This is a genomic window from Kitasatospora sp. Root107, assembly GCF_001424875.1.
Taxonomy (GTDB): domain Bacteria; phylum Actinomycetota; class Actinomycetes; order Streptomycetales; family Streptomycetaceae; genus Kitasatospora.
The window spans coordinates 1-16,187 of sequence record NZ_LMCT01000015.1 but is presented as its reverse complement, the minus strand read 5'-3'; the positions used below and the strand labels follow the sequence as shown (position 1 = coordinate 16,187).

General features: G+C 71.0%; 11 protein-coding genes. 4 read left to right on the top strand and 7 right to left on the bottom strand.

Going from position 1 to position 16,187, the window contains the following annotated elements; translation table 11 throughout:
- Positions 1–11: 11 nt before the first annotated feature.
- The 5 genes from ASC99_RS16125 to ASC99_RS16105 form a co-directional block, all read right to left on the bottom strand.
- The gene (locus ASC99_RS16125; protein ID WP_057232643.1) at positions 12–515 is read right to left on the bottom strand and encodes a DinB family protein; all 504 of its coding nucleotides are present in this window, start codon (positions 513–515) and stop codon (positions 12–14) included.
- Between the two features lie 61 nt (positions 516–576).
- Complete coding sequence (locus ASC99_RS16120; RefSeq protein ID WP_082598377.1) at positions 577–1,293, bottom strand: excalibur calcium-binding domain-containing protein; 717 nt, start codon at positions 1,291–1,293, stop codon at positions 577–579.
- Between the two features lie 333 nt (positions 1,294–1,626).
- Positions 1,627–2,097, bottom strand: coding sequence for an ATP-binding protein (locus tag ASC99_RS16115; RefSeq protein ID WP_235502805.1), 471 nt, complete (start codon positions 2,095–2,097; stop codon positions 1,627–1,629).
- A 272-nt stretch (positions 2,098–2,369) separates the two neighbouring features.
- Entirely contained in the window at positions 2,370–3,644 is a 1,275-nt protein-coding gene (locus tag ASC99_RS16110) for an Ig-like domain-containing protein (protein WP_235502806.1), read from the bottom strand.
- Positions 3,645–3,831: 187 nt separating this feature from the next.
- Positions 3,832–5,025, bottom strand: coding sequence for an Ig-like domain-containing protein (locus ASC99_RS16105; RefSeq protein ID WP_057232639.1), 1,194 nt, complete (start codon positions 5,023–5,025; stop codon positions 3,832–3,834).
- A 232-nt stretch (positions 5,026–5,257) separates the two neighbouring features.
- On the opposite strand from ASC99_RS16105, the gene glgX reads away from it, so the two are divergent.
- The 3 genes from glgX (at position 5,258) to ASC99_RS16090 (ending at position 11,221) form a co-directional block, all read left to right on the top strand.
- Complete coding sequence (gene glgX, locus ASC99_RS16100; protein ID WP_157531572.1) at positions 5,258–7,453, top strand: glycogen debranching protein GlgX; 2,196 nt, start codon at positions 5,258–5,260, stop codon at positions 7,451–7,453.
- Between the two features lie 172 nt (positions 7,454–7,625).
- Complete coding sequence (locus ASC99_RS16095; RefSeq protein WP_235583041.1) at positions 7,626–9,395, top strand: ABC transporter ATP-binding protein; 1,770 nt, start codon at positions 7,626–7,628, stop codon at positions 9,393–9,395.
- Positions 9,392–11,221, top strand: a complete 1,830-nt coding sequence (locus ASC99_RS16090) for an ABC transporter ATP-binding protein (RefSeq protein ID WP_057232637.1) — start codon at positions 9,392–9,394, stop codon at positions 11,219–11,221. Before ASC99_RS16095 ends, ASC99_RS16090 begins: the two co-directional genes overlap by 4 nt.
- Positions 11,222–11,287: 66 nt before the next feature.
- Here the strand turns inward: ASC99_RS16090 and ASC99_RS16085 are convergent, their stop codons facing one another.
- Both ASC99_RS16085 and glgP read right to left on the bottom strand, forming a co-directional pair.
- The gene (locus ASC99_RS16085) at positions 11,288–11,788 is read right to left on the bottom strand and encodes a hypothetical protein (RefSeq protein ID WP_157531571.1); all 501 of its coding nucleotides are present in this window, start codon (positions 11,786–11,788) and stop codon (positions 11,288–11,290) included.
- A gap of 167 nt (positions 11,789–11,955) precedes the next feature.
- The gene (gene glgP, locus ASC99_RS16080; protein ID WP_057232632.1) at positions 11,956–14,619 is read right to left on the bottom strand and encodes an alpha-glucan family phosphorylase; all 2,664 of its coding nucleotides are present in this window, start codon (positions 14,617–14,619) and stop codon (positions 11,956–11,958) included.
- Between the two features lie 789 nt (positions 14,620–15,408).
- Between glgP and ASC99_RS16075 the strand changes: the two genes are divergently transcribed.
- A partial coding sequence (locus tag ASC99_RS16075; RefSeq protein WP_157531570.1) for a maltotransferase domain-containing protein occupies positions 15,409–16,187 on the top strand: 779 nt, incomplete at its 3' end.

The following is a 16,187-nucleotide window of genomic DNA, read 5'->3' as shown; positions in this document are numbered from 1 at the left end:
GGTAGTGCCCGTTACGACCCGGTGGTGCCGTCCGCGAGCTCGCGGAGCAGGTCGAGGTGGCCGTTGTGCCGGGCGGTCTCCTCGATCAGGTGCAGGATGATCCAGCGCAGGTTGATCTGCTTCCCGTCCCGGACGGTGCGCTGCGCGACGATGTCCAGGTCGGTGGCGGCCACCAGTTCGCGATAGCGGTCGGTCAACTGCCGGTAATCGTCGAGCAGTTCGGCCAGCGGCAGGTCCACGGCGATCCGCATCTCGCGGTCCGGGTCCTCCTCGGTCCACGGCCCCTCGTCCTCCCCACCGAGGAACACCACGTCGAACCACCAGTACTCGACCCAGCGCAGATGGCTGATCAGCCCGGCCATCGTCATCAGCGGCGAGCCGGGCAACGGGGCCTTGTTGGCATCCTCCTGGGCGAGGTTCTCGCACTTGGCGAGCGCGGTGGCGCGGGTGTAGTCGAGGAAGGTGGCGAGCGAGGTGCGCTCGTCGAGGACGGGCGGCAGATCAGTACGAGTCATGATCCGGAATGATGGCCGGTACGGGCCGGACTGTCGACCGAGAATCGGCCGGCGGCGAGTGTCACTCGCAGGCGACCCCGTCGTTGTCGCGGTCCAGCGCGGACCGGTAGCCAGGCTGACCCCGGTACAACGGGGCCATGCCCGCAGCCCGGACGGCGTCACAGTTCTGGTAGTAGGCCGCGCCGCCACCGCTGCTGGTGCTCTTCGCCGGAGCGGGCTGCGTCGGGGCAGGGGCAGGGGCAGTGGTGGCCGGAGCGCGTTCGGTCTCGCAGGCGGTGCCGTCGCCGTCAGCGTCCAGGCCGGCCCGGTAGCCGGGGGAACCCTTCGACAGCGGAGCCTTGCCGGCCACCCGGACGGCGTCACAGTTCGCGTAGTAGACCGCGGCCGGCTCCGTGGTCGGCGCCACAGCGGCAGGCTGCTCCGTGGTCGGCGCGACCGTCGGAGTCGGAGTCGGCGTGGGGGAAAGCGTGGGAGTCGGCGAGACCGAAGGCGACAGTGAAGGCGACGGCAACGGCGAGGCGCTGGAGGCCGCCGGCACCGGGCTCGGAGCGCCGCCGGGCTGCGGCTTCGCCGGGTCCACCAGGACCATGATCAGCCAGATCAGCGTCCACAACCCGGCCATCACCAGGGCGGCGATCCTGTTCGGCCGAGCCCACGGTGCGCGCCAGATCAGCACTAACGCGACCGGAGGGAAGAGCAGCAGTGCGAGGACCAGCACGGCCGGGCGTCGCCACCAAGGACGGGCGGGCGCAGGGGAGTTGGGATACGGATATGCCATCGGCACATCACATCAGGTGACAATCGCACACGATAGACTCAGAACGATCACGAATCAGCCACACGACACCCTCGCCCGGATAATCAAAGGCAGAGATGCACGGCCGCGCGACTAGCGAAGGTGAAGTGAGTTACATACCTTTCATTCGATTTTGCCCACATCCTGAGACCGTGCGATAGTCGAGGCGTCAAGAGCTACGGCCACCCCGACCCGGGTCGGCCGTCTGCACCGCGTGGCACGCACCCCCATGGCTTGCGCGGTGACCTGCAGGGGCCCCCACACCGCATCACGGTAACCGGGGGCCCCGCACTGTTTCCGGACGGACCACCGGCCTCAAACCGGCGTGCGCTCACGGACCTTGAGCTCGAACCAGACACCCTTGCCGCGCGGCAGCAGATCCGCGCCCCAACGTTCCGAGATGGTGCTGATCAGCAACATGCCGTACCCGGTCTCGTTACCCGGCTCGGCCACGATCAGACAGGGCAGCGCACGGGAGGAGTCCCGGACCTCGACCCGGAGCCAGCCGGGGCGGCGGGTGAGGCGGAGGCCGACGGTGCGGCCGCCGGTGTGCCGGACGGCGTTGGCCATCAGCTCACCGGTGAGGAGTTCGCCCGCTTCGAGTAACTGGTGCATCCGCCAGCCCTGGAGCACCGAGAGCACCACCCGCCGGGCCACGCCGACGAGTTCGGGACGGGACGGCAGGAAGACCTCCTGCTCGGCCGCCACCTGCTCGCAGAGCCGGCCGAAGCACTCGCGCTCGACCTCCTGCGGGCTGAGTCGTTCCAGAGTCTCCAGGGCGAGCACCCCACCTTCCGACGGGTCGTCAGTGGCCGGACCGGCCCCTGGAAGTGATGCCCACTCTGCTTCGCCCCATCCCGCCATGGGCCAATCATTGCGGAACGCAAGCGGCCGCGTACGGACAATGAACAAACGATCACTATTCGGTTGGCATATGCCAAGAGCGTCCCGAACGCGGACCGAACAGAGGCTCGCACAACAGCTCGGCCCGGGCGCCAGAAGGGCAACCGGGCCGAACAGTTGATCAGGAGTCAGCTCCTGGAAGCTCCCGCAGGGGCCTACCAGGCGCTCCACGGCAGTGTCCAGCCGCTCAGGCCGTTGTCCGCCGAGACCGTCTTGCCCTTGGAGTTCTGAATCTTCACCACGTCGCCCACCAGCGAGTCGGCGAAGTACTTCCCCGCGGTCGAGGCGTCGTCCCCGCCCTTGGTGTCCGCCATCGAGACACAGCCGTGGCTGGCGTTGGCCTTGCCGAAGGAGCTGCCCCAGTAGTTGCCGTGCACGTAGGTGCCGGAGGCGGTCAGCCGCATCGCGTGCGGGACGTCCGAGATGTCGTACTCGGAGCCCTGGATGTTGGAGACGGTGGCGGAGTTCATCCGGGTCACCTTCTCCTTGCTGGAGATGACCATGGTGCCGTTCCAGGACGGGTTCTGGTCGTCGCCCGCGGTGATCGGGATGGTCTTCACCGCACCGTCCCGGGTGACCGTCATCTGGTGGGTGGCCGCGTCCGCGACGCTGACCTGCGAGCGGCCGATGGTGAACGGCTCGTCCCGGTCCACGTCGCCGTAGACGCCGGGCGACACCTCGACGTTCTTCAGGCGGTAGTGGATGGTGACCTTGGTGCCGGACTTCCAGTAGCTCTCCGGCCGGAAGTCCAGCCGCTGGGAGCCGAACCAGTGCCCCTTCACCACGGTGTGGTTGCTGTCCTCGAAGGTGATGCCCTTGAGCACCGCGTCCTTGTTCTTGATCGGCTTGCCGAAGTTGACCGAGACGATCATGCCGACGCCGTAGGTGCCGTTGTCGGTGATGTTGTCGTTGGCGGACGCGGTCTTCGCCGGGGTGAGCGTGGTGAAGCTGCTGGTCGAGGCGGCCACCAGGCCGTCGGCGTCCTTGGCCTGGGCGCTCACCTTGTAGACCATGCCGACCGTGAGCGGCGCACTGGGCTTCCAGCTCAGGTTGTCGGCGGCGAGCACACCGGCCACCGGCTTGCCGTTCTTGTCGGTCACCTCGACCGCGGTGAGCGTACCGCCGGTCACCGCGACGTTGAGGGCGTCGTTCGGGTTCACGTCCTCGGCGCCGTCCTTGGGCAGGACGGTCAGCACGGCGGCCGAGTTCTTCGGCGCGGACGGGCTGGCGGCCGCGGAGGCCGTACCGTCACCGCCCGGGCCCTTGGCGTCCGTACTGGACTTCGAGCCGGAGCTCGAGCAGCCGGCGGTGACCAGCAGCACGCCGCCCATCGCGAGCGCGACCCCGGCCAGCCGGGTCCGCCTGGCACGGCGCTCGGCCGCGCCCTGGGTCATGACTATCGCGGCATCGGCCGCCTGTACCGGCTTCACTCGGTCTGCTCCCCTCCGGGTATCCACGCTCAGTACACGTTCCGGCGCCGGTTTCAGTTTCACGAAGGGCGAGGGTCGTGCCGAGTTGTTACGTGCGCCCGCCCACTCGGTGAGTCGCTGGACGGCGCGGCAGGTGCAGGATAACCGGCGAAGATTGGTGTTCCTCCCGGGGGAGGTCCGTGCGGAGTCAGTGCAGGCCGAGCGCGCTGCCGCGCTGCCACTGCGCCCAGGACAGGTTCCAGCCGTTCAGGCCGTTCTCCGGCGGCACCTGGTCGCCGTGCTGCCCGCGCACCTCGATCACGTCGCCGACCACGGAGTGCTCGAAGAACCAGCCCGCCGGGGAGGAGTCCGAGCCGCCCTTCTCGTCGGCCAGGCCGAGGCAGCCGTGGCTGGTGTTCGCGGTGCCGAAGACCGAGCGGGCGGCCCAGTAGTTGCCGTGCACGAAGGTGCCCGAGTTGGTCAGCCGCATCGCGTGCGGCACGTCCTTGATGTCGTACTCGTCACCCAGGCCGACGGTCTGCGAGTTCATCCGGGTGACCGAGAACTTCTCCGAGATCACCATCGTGCCCAGGTAGGTGGAGAACTCCGGGCTGCCGCCGGAGATCCGCAGGGTGCGCAGCACCCTGCCGTCCTGCCGGACGGTCATGGTGTGTGCGTCCAGGTCGACGGTGCTGACCATCGAACGGCCGACGGTGAAGTGCACCTCCTTGGACTGGGTGCCGTAGTCGCCGGGGGCGCCCTGGACGTCCTTGAGCCGCAGCGTCAGGGTGACCTTGGTGCCGGCCGCCCAGTACTTGTCAGGCCGCAGGTCGAGACGCCGGTTGCCGAACCAGTGCGCGGCCACCGGCACCGGCGGGTCGGCGGTCACCGTGACGGCCCGCTCGACCGCGGCCCGGTCGGTGATCGCCCGGCTGAACCGGAGCGAGACCGGCATCCCGACGCCGACCGTGGAGCCGTCCTCCGGGGTGAAGAAGGCGGCGAAGGTGTGCTCGGGGGCCAGCGTGGCGAAGGCCACGTGCTGGGCCGCCTTGAGCCCCGCGGCGTCCTCGGCCACCGCGTCCAGCGTGTACGGGGTGGCCAGGGTGAGCCGGCCCTCCGGGGCCCAGCTGCCGTCCGGGGCGATCCGCCCGGTCACCACGCCGCCCTTGTCGTCGGCCAGCCGGACCGAGAGCAGCCTGCCCTGGGCCACCGTCACCTTCACCGGGCTCTCGGCCGGGATCTCCTGGGTGCCGTCCCCCGGGGTCGTGCTGATCACCGCCTTCGAGACGGCCGGGCTCGGGGCGGCGACCGCCTCGGAGCTGGGTGTGCCCTGCCGTTCACTGGCGCAGCCGCTGAGCAGGCACAGCCCGACCAGCACCACGACCGCCACCCGGGAGCGCATCCCGTTCCTCCGTACGTACCTACCGCTGTCGTCAACAACCGTCCGGCATAACGACCCTGGGCCCGCCCGGACACGTGGGAGCGAATTCACGCAGGAGACGCCAGAAGGTCTCAGCACAGGACAGAATCATTCACAGTCCGTCACAGCACGGTCCGTCACGTGACAGCGGTATCCGATCAGGGAACAAGAGCTAAGCGGGGCCCGGGACGTCCTGCGCTGGAGGGTGCGGCAGATGACGGCTTGGCAGCGGCAGGGACCGGCGGAGGAGGAGCAGGCACAGCACGGCGCGATCGACCCGGCCGTGCCCTGGCCGGGCAGCTGGCAGCCACACGGCGCCAGGTACCGCACCGACCACAGTGGCGGCCACGGCACCAACTTCGCGATCTGGGCGCCGGACGCCGAGGCGGTCGAGCTCTGTCTGTTCGCCGAGGACGGCACCGAGAGCAGACACCCGCTCACCGAGCGGACCTTCCAGACCTGGCACGGCTACCTGCCCGGGGTCCGCCCCGGCGCCAGGTACGGCTACCGGGTGCACGGCCGCTGGGACCCGTGGACCGGCGCCCGGTGGAATCCGGCCAAACTGCTGCTGGACCCTTACGCCCGTGCGGTGGACGGGAGTTACACCGCGCACGACGCCACCTGTGCCGCCGTCAGGAACTGGCCGGAGCGCGAGGTCGCCGACACCGTCCGGGACAACCGGGACTCCGCCGCGTACGTGCCCAAGGCGGTGGTGGTGCACGACGACGACGACTGGTACGACGACCACCGCCCGAAGACCCCCTGGGCCGAGACCGTGCTGTACGAGCTGCACGTCCGCGGTTTCACCATGCGCCATCCCGGCATCCCGGCCGAACTGCGCGGCACCTACGCCGGGTTGGCCCACCCGGCCGCGATCGAGCACCTGGTGAACCTCGGGGTGACGGCGGTCGAGCTGCTGCCGGTGCACCAGTACGCCGACGAGGACCACCTCCAGGAACGCGGGCTGACCAACCACTGGGGCTACAACACGCTGGCCTTCTTCGCCCCGCACGCCGGGTACTCCGCCTCCGGCAGCCGGGGCCAGCAGGTCGGCGAGTTCAAGCGGATGGTCCGGGCGCTGCACGCGGCCGGGATCGAGGTGATCCTCGACGTGGTCTACAACCACACCGCCGAGAGCGGCATCATGGGCCCCTCGCTCAGCCTGCGCGGCATCGACAACGCGGGCTACTACCGGCTGGACCGCAGCCGCCGGGGCTACGCCGACTACACCGGCTGCGGCAACACCCTGGACACCCGGCAGCCGCACACCATCAAGCTGGTCACCGACTCGCTCAGGTACTGGGTGGCCGAGATGGGCGTGGACGGCTTCCGCTTCGACCTGGCCGCCGCGCTGGCCCGGGGCTCGGACGGGATCGAGATGCACCACCCCTTCCTGGCCGCCGTCTCCCAGGACCCGCTGCTCAGCCGGGTGAAGCTGATCGCCGAACCCTGGGACGTCGGCCCCGGCGGCTACCAGGTGGGCGGCTTCCCGCCGCTCTGGGCCGAGTGGAACGACAAGTACCGGGACACCGTGCGGGACTTCTGGCGCGGCGCCCGCCCGGACGTCCGGGAGCTCGGCTACCGACTCTCCGGCTCCTCCGACCTGTACCAGCGCGGCGGCCGCCGCCCGTACGCCTCGGTCAACTTCGTCACCGCGCACGACGGCTTCACGCTGCGCGACCTGGTCTCCTACGACCGCAAGCACAACGAGGCCAACGGCGAGCAGAACCGGGACGGCACCGACGACAACCGGTCCTGGAACTGCGGGGTGGAGGGCGAGACCGACGACCGGACGGTGACCGAGCTGAGGCAGCGTCAGCTCCGCAACCTGATGGCCACCCTGCTGCTCTCCACCGGGGTGCCGATGCTCACCGCCGGGGACGAGCTCGGGCGCACCCAGCTCGGCAACAACAACGCCTACTGCCAGGACAACGAGACCAGCTGGCTGGACTGGTCACTGCTGGAGGACCCGGAGTGGCGCCGCCTGTGCGAGCTGACCGGCCGGCTGGTCAAGCTGCGCCGCGCGCACCCGGTGCTCCGCCAGCGGGCGTTCTTCTCCGGCCGGGCGGCGGTGCCCGGCGGGCAGAGCGACCTGGCCTGGTTCACCGCCCGGGGGCGGGAGATGACCGAGGCCGACTGGTTCGCCCCGACCGCGGTGCTCGGCATGCTGCTCTCCGGCCGGGCGATGTCGGAGCGCGACCAGCACGGCTGCCCGCTGACCGACGACAGCTTCCTGGTGCTGCTGAACGCGGGCCACCAGCCGGTCACCTTCACCCTGCCCGGCGAACCCTGGGCCAAGCGGTACGAGACCCTGGTCGACACCGCCCGCGCGGCGCCCGGGCCCGACACCGGAGGCCAGGTCGCGCTGGCCGGCCGGTCCCTGCAACTGCTGCGGGCCGCCGACGGCTGAGCGGGTGGCCGGTTCTCGCCGACCGGGGCCGACAGGGACCGACAGGGGCGTAAAACCAGATGAGAAATGTCAGGTGCTCTGCCTACCCTCGTCGGCGATGGCCGAGAACATGCAGTTGAGCAAACCCGACATAGCGTCAGATTCCGCACCTAAGCCACCCCGCCGGTCCACGGTGCGCTCACTGCTGCGCCTGTGGCCGTACGCCCGCACCGCCCGCTGGCGGATCGCCGGATCGGTGACCGCCGCGCTGCTCGCCTCCGGCAGCGTGCTGCTGGTCCCGCTGGTGCTGCGGGCGATCGTGGACGGCCCGATCGCCGACCACGACCTCGGCGCGCTCTGGCCGCTCGCCGGGCTGCTCCTGCTGCTCGGCCTGGCCGAGGCCGGTCTGTTCGGCATCCGCCGGGTGATCGTGGCCCGTCCGCTGGCCAAGGTCGAGAGCACCATGCGCGGCGACCTCTACGCCAAGCTCCAGCGGCTGCCGGTCTCCTTCCACGACCGCTGGCCGTCCGGGCAGCTGCTCTCCCGGGCCACCTCCGACATGTTCACCATGCGGCTCTTCCTGGCCTTCCCGCTGGTCTTCCTGATCGTCAACTCGCTGGTCTTCCTGACCGGTTCGGCGATGATGTTCGCGCTGGACTGGCGGCTCGGCCTGATCACCCTGCTGCCCGCCCTCCCGCTGGTGCTGCTCACCCGGCACTTCGAGGACCGGTACTCGCTGGCCGCCCGGCGCGCCCAGGACCAGACCGGCGACCTGGCCACCCTGATCGAGGAGTCGGTGCTCGGCATCCGGATCCTCAAGGCCTTCGGCCGGCACCGCACGATGGCCGAGCGGTTCAAGCGGCAGACCGCCGAGCTGCGCGGCACCGAGCTGCACAAGGCCGACATGCTGGCCAACCTCTGGGCAGTGATCGTCGGCCTCCCCGAGATCGCGCTCGGCGTCGCCCTGGCGGTCGGCGTGGTCCGGGTCGCCGACGGCGACCTCTCCACCGGCACCCTGGTCGCCTTCCTCTCCACCGCTCTGGCGCTGCGCTGGCCGGTCGAGTCGCTCGGCTGGCTGCTCGCCTACTCCAACGAGGCGGCCACCGCGACCGACCGGTACTTCGAAGTGATGGACGAGCCCGAGGACAAGCCCGAGGACGCGCCGGCCGCGAGCGACCGCCCGCGCGTCGAGACCCCGCGCACCGAAGACCTGGGCATCCGGTTCACCGGCGTCCGGTTCCGCTACCCCGACGCGCCCGCCGACACCCCCGACCTGCTGACCGGCATCGACCTGCACATCCGGCACGGCGAGACGATGGCCCTGGTCGGTGCCACCGGCAGCGGCAAGACCACGCTGACCGCGCTGCTCCCCCGGCTGTACGAGACCACCGGCGGCAGCATCACGCTGGACGGCCGGGAGCTCCGCACGATCCCGCTGCCCCGGCTGCGCGAGCTGGTCAGCATCGCCTTCGAGGAGCCGACGCTGTTCTCCGCCTCGGTCCGCGAGAACGTCCTGATGGGCCGTCCGGAGGCGACCGAACAGGAGCTCGCCACGGCCCTGAGCACCGCCCAGGCCGACTTCGTCGAGAAGCTGCCCGAAGGCACCGGTACCCAGGTCGGCGAGCAGGGCCTGAGTCTGTCCGGCGGCCAGCGTCAGCGCCTGGCACTGGCCCGCGCGGTGGTCGGCCGCCCGGAGTTCCTGGTGCTGGACGACCCGCTCTCCGCGCTCGACGTGCACACCGAGGCGCTGGTCGAACGGGCGCTGCGCCAAGTGCTCGCCGACACCACCGCGCTGGTGGTCGCACACCGGCCGAGCACCGTACTGCTGGCCGACCGGGTAGCTGTCCTGGCCGAGGGCCGGATCGTCGCCGTCGGCACCCACCAGGAGCTGCTGCACAGCTCCGCCGCCTACCGCGAGCTGATGACCGGTCAGACCGCCACCGAACGGAGCCTGGTCCGATGACCGCCACCACCGTGCAGAGCGCCCCGGTCGAGGAGGAGCTGCCGCATCCCGCCGAGGACGAGGACATCCCCGTTCCGGCCGGTGCCGCCCGACGCCTGCTCGGCGAGCTGCTCGGCCCGCACCGCCGCCGGATCGTGGGCGCGATGCTGGTCATCCTGGTCCAGCAGGCCGCCCTGCAGTCAGGACCGCTGCTGATCGCGATCGCGATGGACCGGGGCATCCCGGCGCTGCGCGAGCACGACGCGGGCCCGCTGGTCGCGGTGGTCGCCGCGTACCTCGGCTTCGCCGCACTCTCCACCGTGCTGCAGCGCGCCTTCATCCGGCTGAGCGGCCGGATCAACCAGGACATCCTGCTCACCCTGCGCGGCCGGATCTTCCGGCACGCCCAGCGGCTCAGCCTGGACTTCCACGAGCGCTACACCTCGGGCCGGATCATCTCCCGGGCCACCAGCGACGTGGACGCGCTGCGCGAACTGCTCGCCGAGGGCCTGCAGGAGCTGCTGACGGTCTGTCTGTCGGTCTTCTACATCTCGATCGTGCTGATGTTCATGGACTGGCGGCTCGGCCTGGCCGCACTGCTCTCCTTCCTGCCGATGTACCTGAGCGTCCGGTCGTTCCGGCGCCGCTCGCTCAAGGTCTACCGGCGCTCCCGGACGGCGGTCGCCTCGGTGATCGTCCGCTTCACCGAGACCATGAACGGCATCCGCCCGGTCCAGGCGTTCCGCCGGGAGGCCGCCAACGAGGCCGCCTTCGGCACCGTCAACCGGCAGTCCGCCGCCGCCACCGCCGACAGCCTGCTGGAGATGGCCCGCTACGTCGGCACCTCCCGGGCGATCGCCAACACCTGGATCACCGCCGTGGTGGTGCTCGGCGCGGTGCTGGTCACCGACGGCAGCCTGGAGCTCGGCGCGCTCACCGCCTTCGTGCTCTACCTGCGCCGCCTGTACGACCCGATCGACCAGCTGGCGATGTTCCTGAACAGCTATCAGTCGGCCGCCGCCGCCCTGGAGAAGATCGCCGGTCTGCTGGCCCACGAGCCGTCGGTGGCCGAGCCCACCGCACCGGCCACGCTGCCCACTGCCCGGATGAAGGGCCGCGAGGTGACCTTCGACGGCGTCCGGTTCGCCTACCGGACGGGCAAGGTGGTGCTGCCCAGCTTCGACCTGACGCTGGCCGCCGGGCAGACCACCGCCGTGGTCGGCGCGACCGGCGCGGGCAAGTCCACCCTGGCCAAGCTGCTCGCCCGGTTCTACGACCCGACCGAGGGCGCCGTCCGGCTGGACGGCGTGGACCTCCGCTCGCTGCCCACCGACGAGCTCAGGCGCGGGGTGGTGATGGTGACCCAGGAGTCCTTCCTGTTCTCCGGCACGGTCGCCGAGAACATCGGCATCGGCCGCCCCGGCGCCACCCGCGCCGAGATCGAGCAGGCGGCCCGGGAGATCGGCGCGGACGAGTTCATCGCGGCGCTGCCGGAGGGCTTCGACACCGACGTCCGCAAGCGCGGCGGCCGGATCTCGGCCGGGCAGCGCCAACTGGTCGCGTTCGCCAGGGCGCTGCTCGCCGACCCGGCGGTGCTGATCCTGGACGAGGCCACCTCGTCCCTGGACGTCCCCGGCGAGCAGGCCGTCCAACGCGCCATGCGCACCGTGCTGGCCGGACGGACGGCCGTGATCATCGCGCACCGGCTGTCTACCGTGGAGATCGCCGACCGGGTCCTGGTGATGGACCAGGGCCGGATCGTCGAGGACGGCACCCCCGCCGACCTGATCTCCGGTCAGGGCCGCTTCGCCGACCTGCACCAGGCCTGGCGGGACAGTCTGGTCTGACGTACGACTGCGCAGGTGCAGCCGGATCCGGCCACACCTGCGCAGGGCATTCAGCTTGCGGAGGTTTTACCGTCCACTCACCTTGATCATGATCGGACCGGTCGAGACCGGGTCAGGGGTGGCCGCGATGGTGCCCGCTTGACCACTCAGGGAGATCCCGGAGTACGTGGCCGACATCAGGTACAGGGTCTGTCCGCCGGGGCAGGTGAAGTCACCAGGTCCGGCCGGGCCCACCGTGATGGCCGCGGTGACCTGACCGTTCCGCACCGGGAAGGTGTTCGGATCCACGATCTGGGTGGACACCGTCTCCTTGTTACCGGCCTGCGGGTGCTTCCCGCCGTGGTTCCAGCACTGGTAGTCGGCAGACGCGTTCGTCACCGTGAGGGTGACCGTCTCGGTGGAGACGGTCGTGCCGAGGCCCGTCTCCTTGAAGTTCACCTTGAGCGCGCCACTGCTCGTCGTACTGGCGTTGGCGTAGTGAAATCTCGCGCTGTCGGCGACCGCCGCAGAGGCGGCCAACAGCACCGCGAAGATTCCTGCTATGAGGGCAGTGAGGAATCGTCGCATGGTCCCAAGTCCTTTCCATATCGGCTGCGGTGATCCTGCGACCAGCCGAGCCGTTCACCTCCTGGTCTCTGGTGGCAGGTTCTCTTCAACCTTGCGCCCGTTACAGGCGGTAGCACCAGCCCCAGTTCGGCGGCCATTCGGTCGCTCTGAGTATTCGAAAGGCGGGTCTACCTCAGCAGCCCCGCGTTCATTCCCGGCGTCTCCGCAGGTAGTGCGGCCAGCCCGAGCTCGGCCGGGGAGGCCAGCAGGTGGTGCGCGGGCAACACCCGGACGGTGTAGCCGAACGGACCGGTGCGGCAGAGTTCCAGCGAACCCTCGTAGCGGTGCCGGCCGTCCAGATCCGGGCCGCCGGCCGGCTTGAGGGTGAGGGCCACCGCGTCGGAGATGCCGTCGCTCTCGTCCACCCGGCCTGAGACCACCTGGACGTCCACGTCACCGGGCTCAAGACCGCCGAGCGAGACCTGCACCCGCAGGGTCAGGGTCGAGCCCAGCTCCTGCGCCTCGGCCAGGCCCTCGGTCTCCACGTGCTCGACCCTGACGGCGGGCCAGCCCTCCCTGATCCGGGCCTTCCAGGTGGCCAGCGAGCGGGCCCCGAGGTACTCGGCCCCGGCCAGCTCACGCTGGGCCAGCGCCGCGGGGGCGTACAGCCGCTCGACGTACTCCCGGACCATCCGCCCGGCCAGCACCTTGGGCCCGAGGGTGACCAGGGTGTGCCGGACCATCGCGATCCAGCCGTGCGGCAGCCCGTCGGCGGCCCGGTCGTAGAACTTGGCCGCGACCTGGTGCTCGATCAGGTCGTAGAGCGCGGCCGACTCGATGTCGTCCCGCCGCTCGGCCTCCGGGCTCTCCGGGTCCAGGGTGGAGGAGATCCCGTCCGCGGTCGGGATCGCCCAGCCGTTGCGGCCGTCGTACCACTCGTCCCACCAGCCGTCCAGGACGGACAGATTGAGACAGCCGTTCAGCGCGGCCTTCATGCCCGAGGTGCCACAGGCCTCCAGCGGGCGGAGCGGGTTGTTCAGCCAGACGTCGCACCCCGGGTAGAGGTGGGTGGCCATCGCCATGTCGTAGTCGGGCAGGAAGACGATCCGGTGCCGGATCTCCGGGTCGTCGGCGAACCTGACCAGCTGCTGGATCAGCCGCTTGCCGCCGTCGTCCGCCGGGTGCGCCTTGCCCGCCACCACGATCTGCACCGGACGGGTCGGGTGCAGCAACAGCGAACGCAGCCGGACCGGGTCACGGAGCATCAGGGTGAGCCGCTTGTACGAGGGCACCCGGCGGGCGAAGCCGATGGTCAGCACGTCCGGGTCGAGCGCCGTGTCGGCCCAGCCCAGCTCGGCGTCGCCCGCACCGCGCTGGCGCCAGGAGGCGCGCAGCCGCTGCCTGGCCTCGTCCACCAGCTGGCTGCGCAGCGCGCGCCGCAGCTCCCAGATCTCGCCGTCACCGATCCGCTCCAGGCCGGTCCAGCGGCGGGCCTCGCCGGCCGCCATGGCGGCCTCGGCCTGCTCCAGGCCGAGCACCCCGGCGGCCAGCCGGACCACCGCGGGGTCGATCCAGGTCGGCGCGTGCACGCCGTTGGTGATCGAGGTGATCGGCACCTCGGCGGCGTCGAATCCCGGCCAGAGGCCGCTGAACATGCCCCGGCTGACCTCGCCGTGCAGGGTCGAGACCCCGTTGGCCCGCTGGGCCAGCCGCAGGCCCATCGCGGCCATGTTGAACAGCTTGGGGTCGCCGCCGGGCCAGCTCTCCACGCCGAGCGTGAGCACCTGGTCCACCGGGACGCCCGGCAGTGCGGCGTCCCCGCTGAAGTGACGGGTCACCAGCTCCCGGTCGAACCGGTCGATCCCGGCCGGCACGGGGGTGTGGGTGGTGAACAGCGTCCCGGCCCGGACCGACTCCAGCGCGGCGGCGAAGTCGAGGCCCGCACCGACCAGCTCGCTGATCCGCTCCACGCCGAGGAACCCGGCGTGGCCCTCGTTGGTGTGGAAGACCTCGGGTGCGGGGTGGCCGGTCAGCCGGCAGTACGTCCGGACCGCCCGGACGCCGCCGATGCCGAGCAGCATCTCCTGGAGCAGCCGGTGCTCGCTGCCGCCGCCGTACAGCCGGTCGGTCACCTCGCGCTCGGCGGCCGTGTTCGGCTCGATGTCGGAGTCCAGCATCAGCAGCGGGACGCGGCCGACCTGGGCCTTCCAGATCTGCGCGGCCAGCGTGCGGCCGCCCGGCAGCGCGAGGTCGATCCGGCAGGGGGTGCCGTCCGGCTCGCGGAGCAGGGTGACGGCCAGCTCGTCCGGGTCCAGCAGCGGGTAGCGCTCCTGCTGCCAGCCGTCCCGGGAGAGCGACTGCCGGAAGTAGCCGTGCCGGTAGAACAGGCCGACGCCGACCAGCGGCACACCCAGGTCGCTGGCGGCCTTCAGGTGGTCGCCGGCCAGGATGCCGAGCCCGCCGGAGTACTGCGGCAGCGCGGCGGCGATGCCGTACTCCGGGGAGAAGTACGCGATCGCGGCGGGCAGCGGGCCCGCGCCGTCGCCGGGCGACGGCGCGCTCTGGTACCAGCGCGGGCCGGCCAGGTAGTCGCGCAGGTCGTCGGCCAGGTCACCCAGTCGGCGCAGGAAGCGACGGTCGGCCGCGAGCGCGGCCAGCCGGGCGGCCGGCACCTCGCCGAGCAGTCGGACCGGGTCCTCGCCGACCGCCGACCAGACCTCCGGATCGACGGAGCGGAACAGCTCCCTCGTCTCGGGATGCCAGGACCAGCGGAGGTTGAGCGCGAGCTCGTGCAACGGCTGGAGTTGTTCGGGCAGGACGGTGCGCACGGTGAATCTGCGGATTGCCTTCACGGCGTGCAGCCTAGACCCCGGTATATGGCTGACGGCTCGTCAACTGGCGTATTACCCACCCTTTTGGACCATTGATGAGATCGCGATCGGCGCACTTGGCGGCACAGGGGCGCGCGGGGGCGCATTCGGGTCAGGGCACACGCCTACCGGGCATGAACACTCAGGAACGAGTGTGTTTCCAGTGTCTGATTCACTACCGCCAACCGTCCGAAATCACCCTCTTACCGTGCCGTAGGTCTTGCCGCCGGTGCCAGGATGGACAAAGGTCGGTGGTGCGACGGGAAGTGCGATCCGGGTGGCGCCTTCCCCCACGCCCCACGTCCGGATCCCTCTCCGCCGACGATCTCTCAACTTCCTTTAGTCCATTCGGTCTCCGTGTGCCGCCGAGGCGTGCCCTGACCCCACCCCCGGTCGTTTGCCGGTTCGGGTTGGGTCGCTACGGGAGCGCGCCCGAGTGCTCGCGCGCCGGGACGCACGCGAGCAGGTTGACGGGCGCCGGTCCTTCCTCACCCATGCAGTCCCCCCGGCACTCCCTCGACCCGGCACCGGTCGGCGGGAGCCGCCGCCGATCTCGGGCAGGAGTCAGGCATGCACGGCGACACGCGGGACCAAGCGACCACGGCCACCGGTGGACTTGAGTCATCGTCAGAACCTGAGGCACCACTGCCGGCGCCCCGGGCGGCCCGGAAGACGGCCGCCCCACGGAAGGCCGCCGCTCCCCAGAAGACGGCCGCCACCCGTAAACCCCCCGCGAAGACCGCCACCCGCAAGACGACAGAGAGCGACACCGTGATCGGCCGCATCCCCGTCCTGGACGTCTCCCCCCTGATCGACGCGGGCCGCCGCCCGGCCAAGGCCGCGGTCGGCGAACGCTTCCAGGTCACCGCCACCGTCTTCCGTGAGGGCCACGAGGCGGTCAACGCCAACCTGGTGCTCCGCGACCCGCGCGGCCGCAGCGGCCCGTGGACTCCGATGCGCGAGCTCGAGCCCGGTACCGACCGCTGGGGCGCGTACGTGACGCCGACCGCGCCCGGCCGCTGGTCCTACCTGGTGGAGGCCTGGGGCGACCCGGTGGCGAGCTGGCGCAAGGTCGCCGCCGTCAAGCTGCCCGCCGGGATCGACACCGCGCTGGTCCTGGAGGAGGGCGCCGCGCTGCTGGAGCGGGCCGCCACCGGGGTGCCGAAGAAGGAGGGCCGAGCCCACGTACTGGCCGCCGTGGACGCGCTGCGCGACCCGGGGCTGCCCCCGCTCAGCCGGCTCGCCGCGGCCCTGGCCCCGGAGGTCACCGGACTGCTGGCCCGCTATCCGCTGCGCGAACTGGTGAGTACCTCCCGCCCCCTGCCGCTCCAGGTGGACCGCCAACGGGCGTTGTTCGGGTCGTGGTACGAGTTCTTCCCGCGGTCCGAGGGTGCGGTGATCGACCCGGACGGCAACCAGCCGCCGGTCTCCGGCACCTTCCGCACCGCCGCGCTGCGCCTGCCCGCCGTCGCCGCGATGGGCTTCGACGTCCTCTACCTCCCCCCGATCCACCCGATCGGCCGGGCCTTCCGCAAAGGCCCCGACAACAA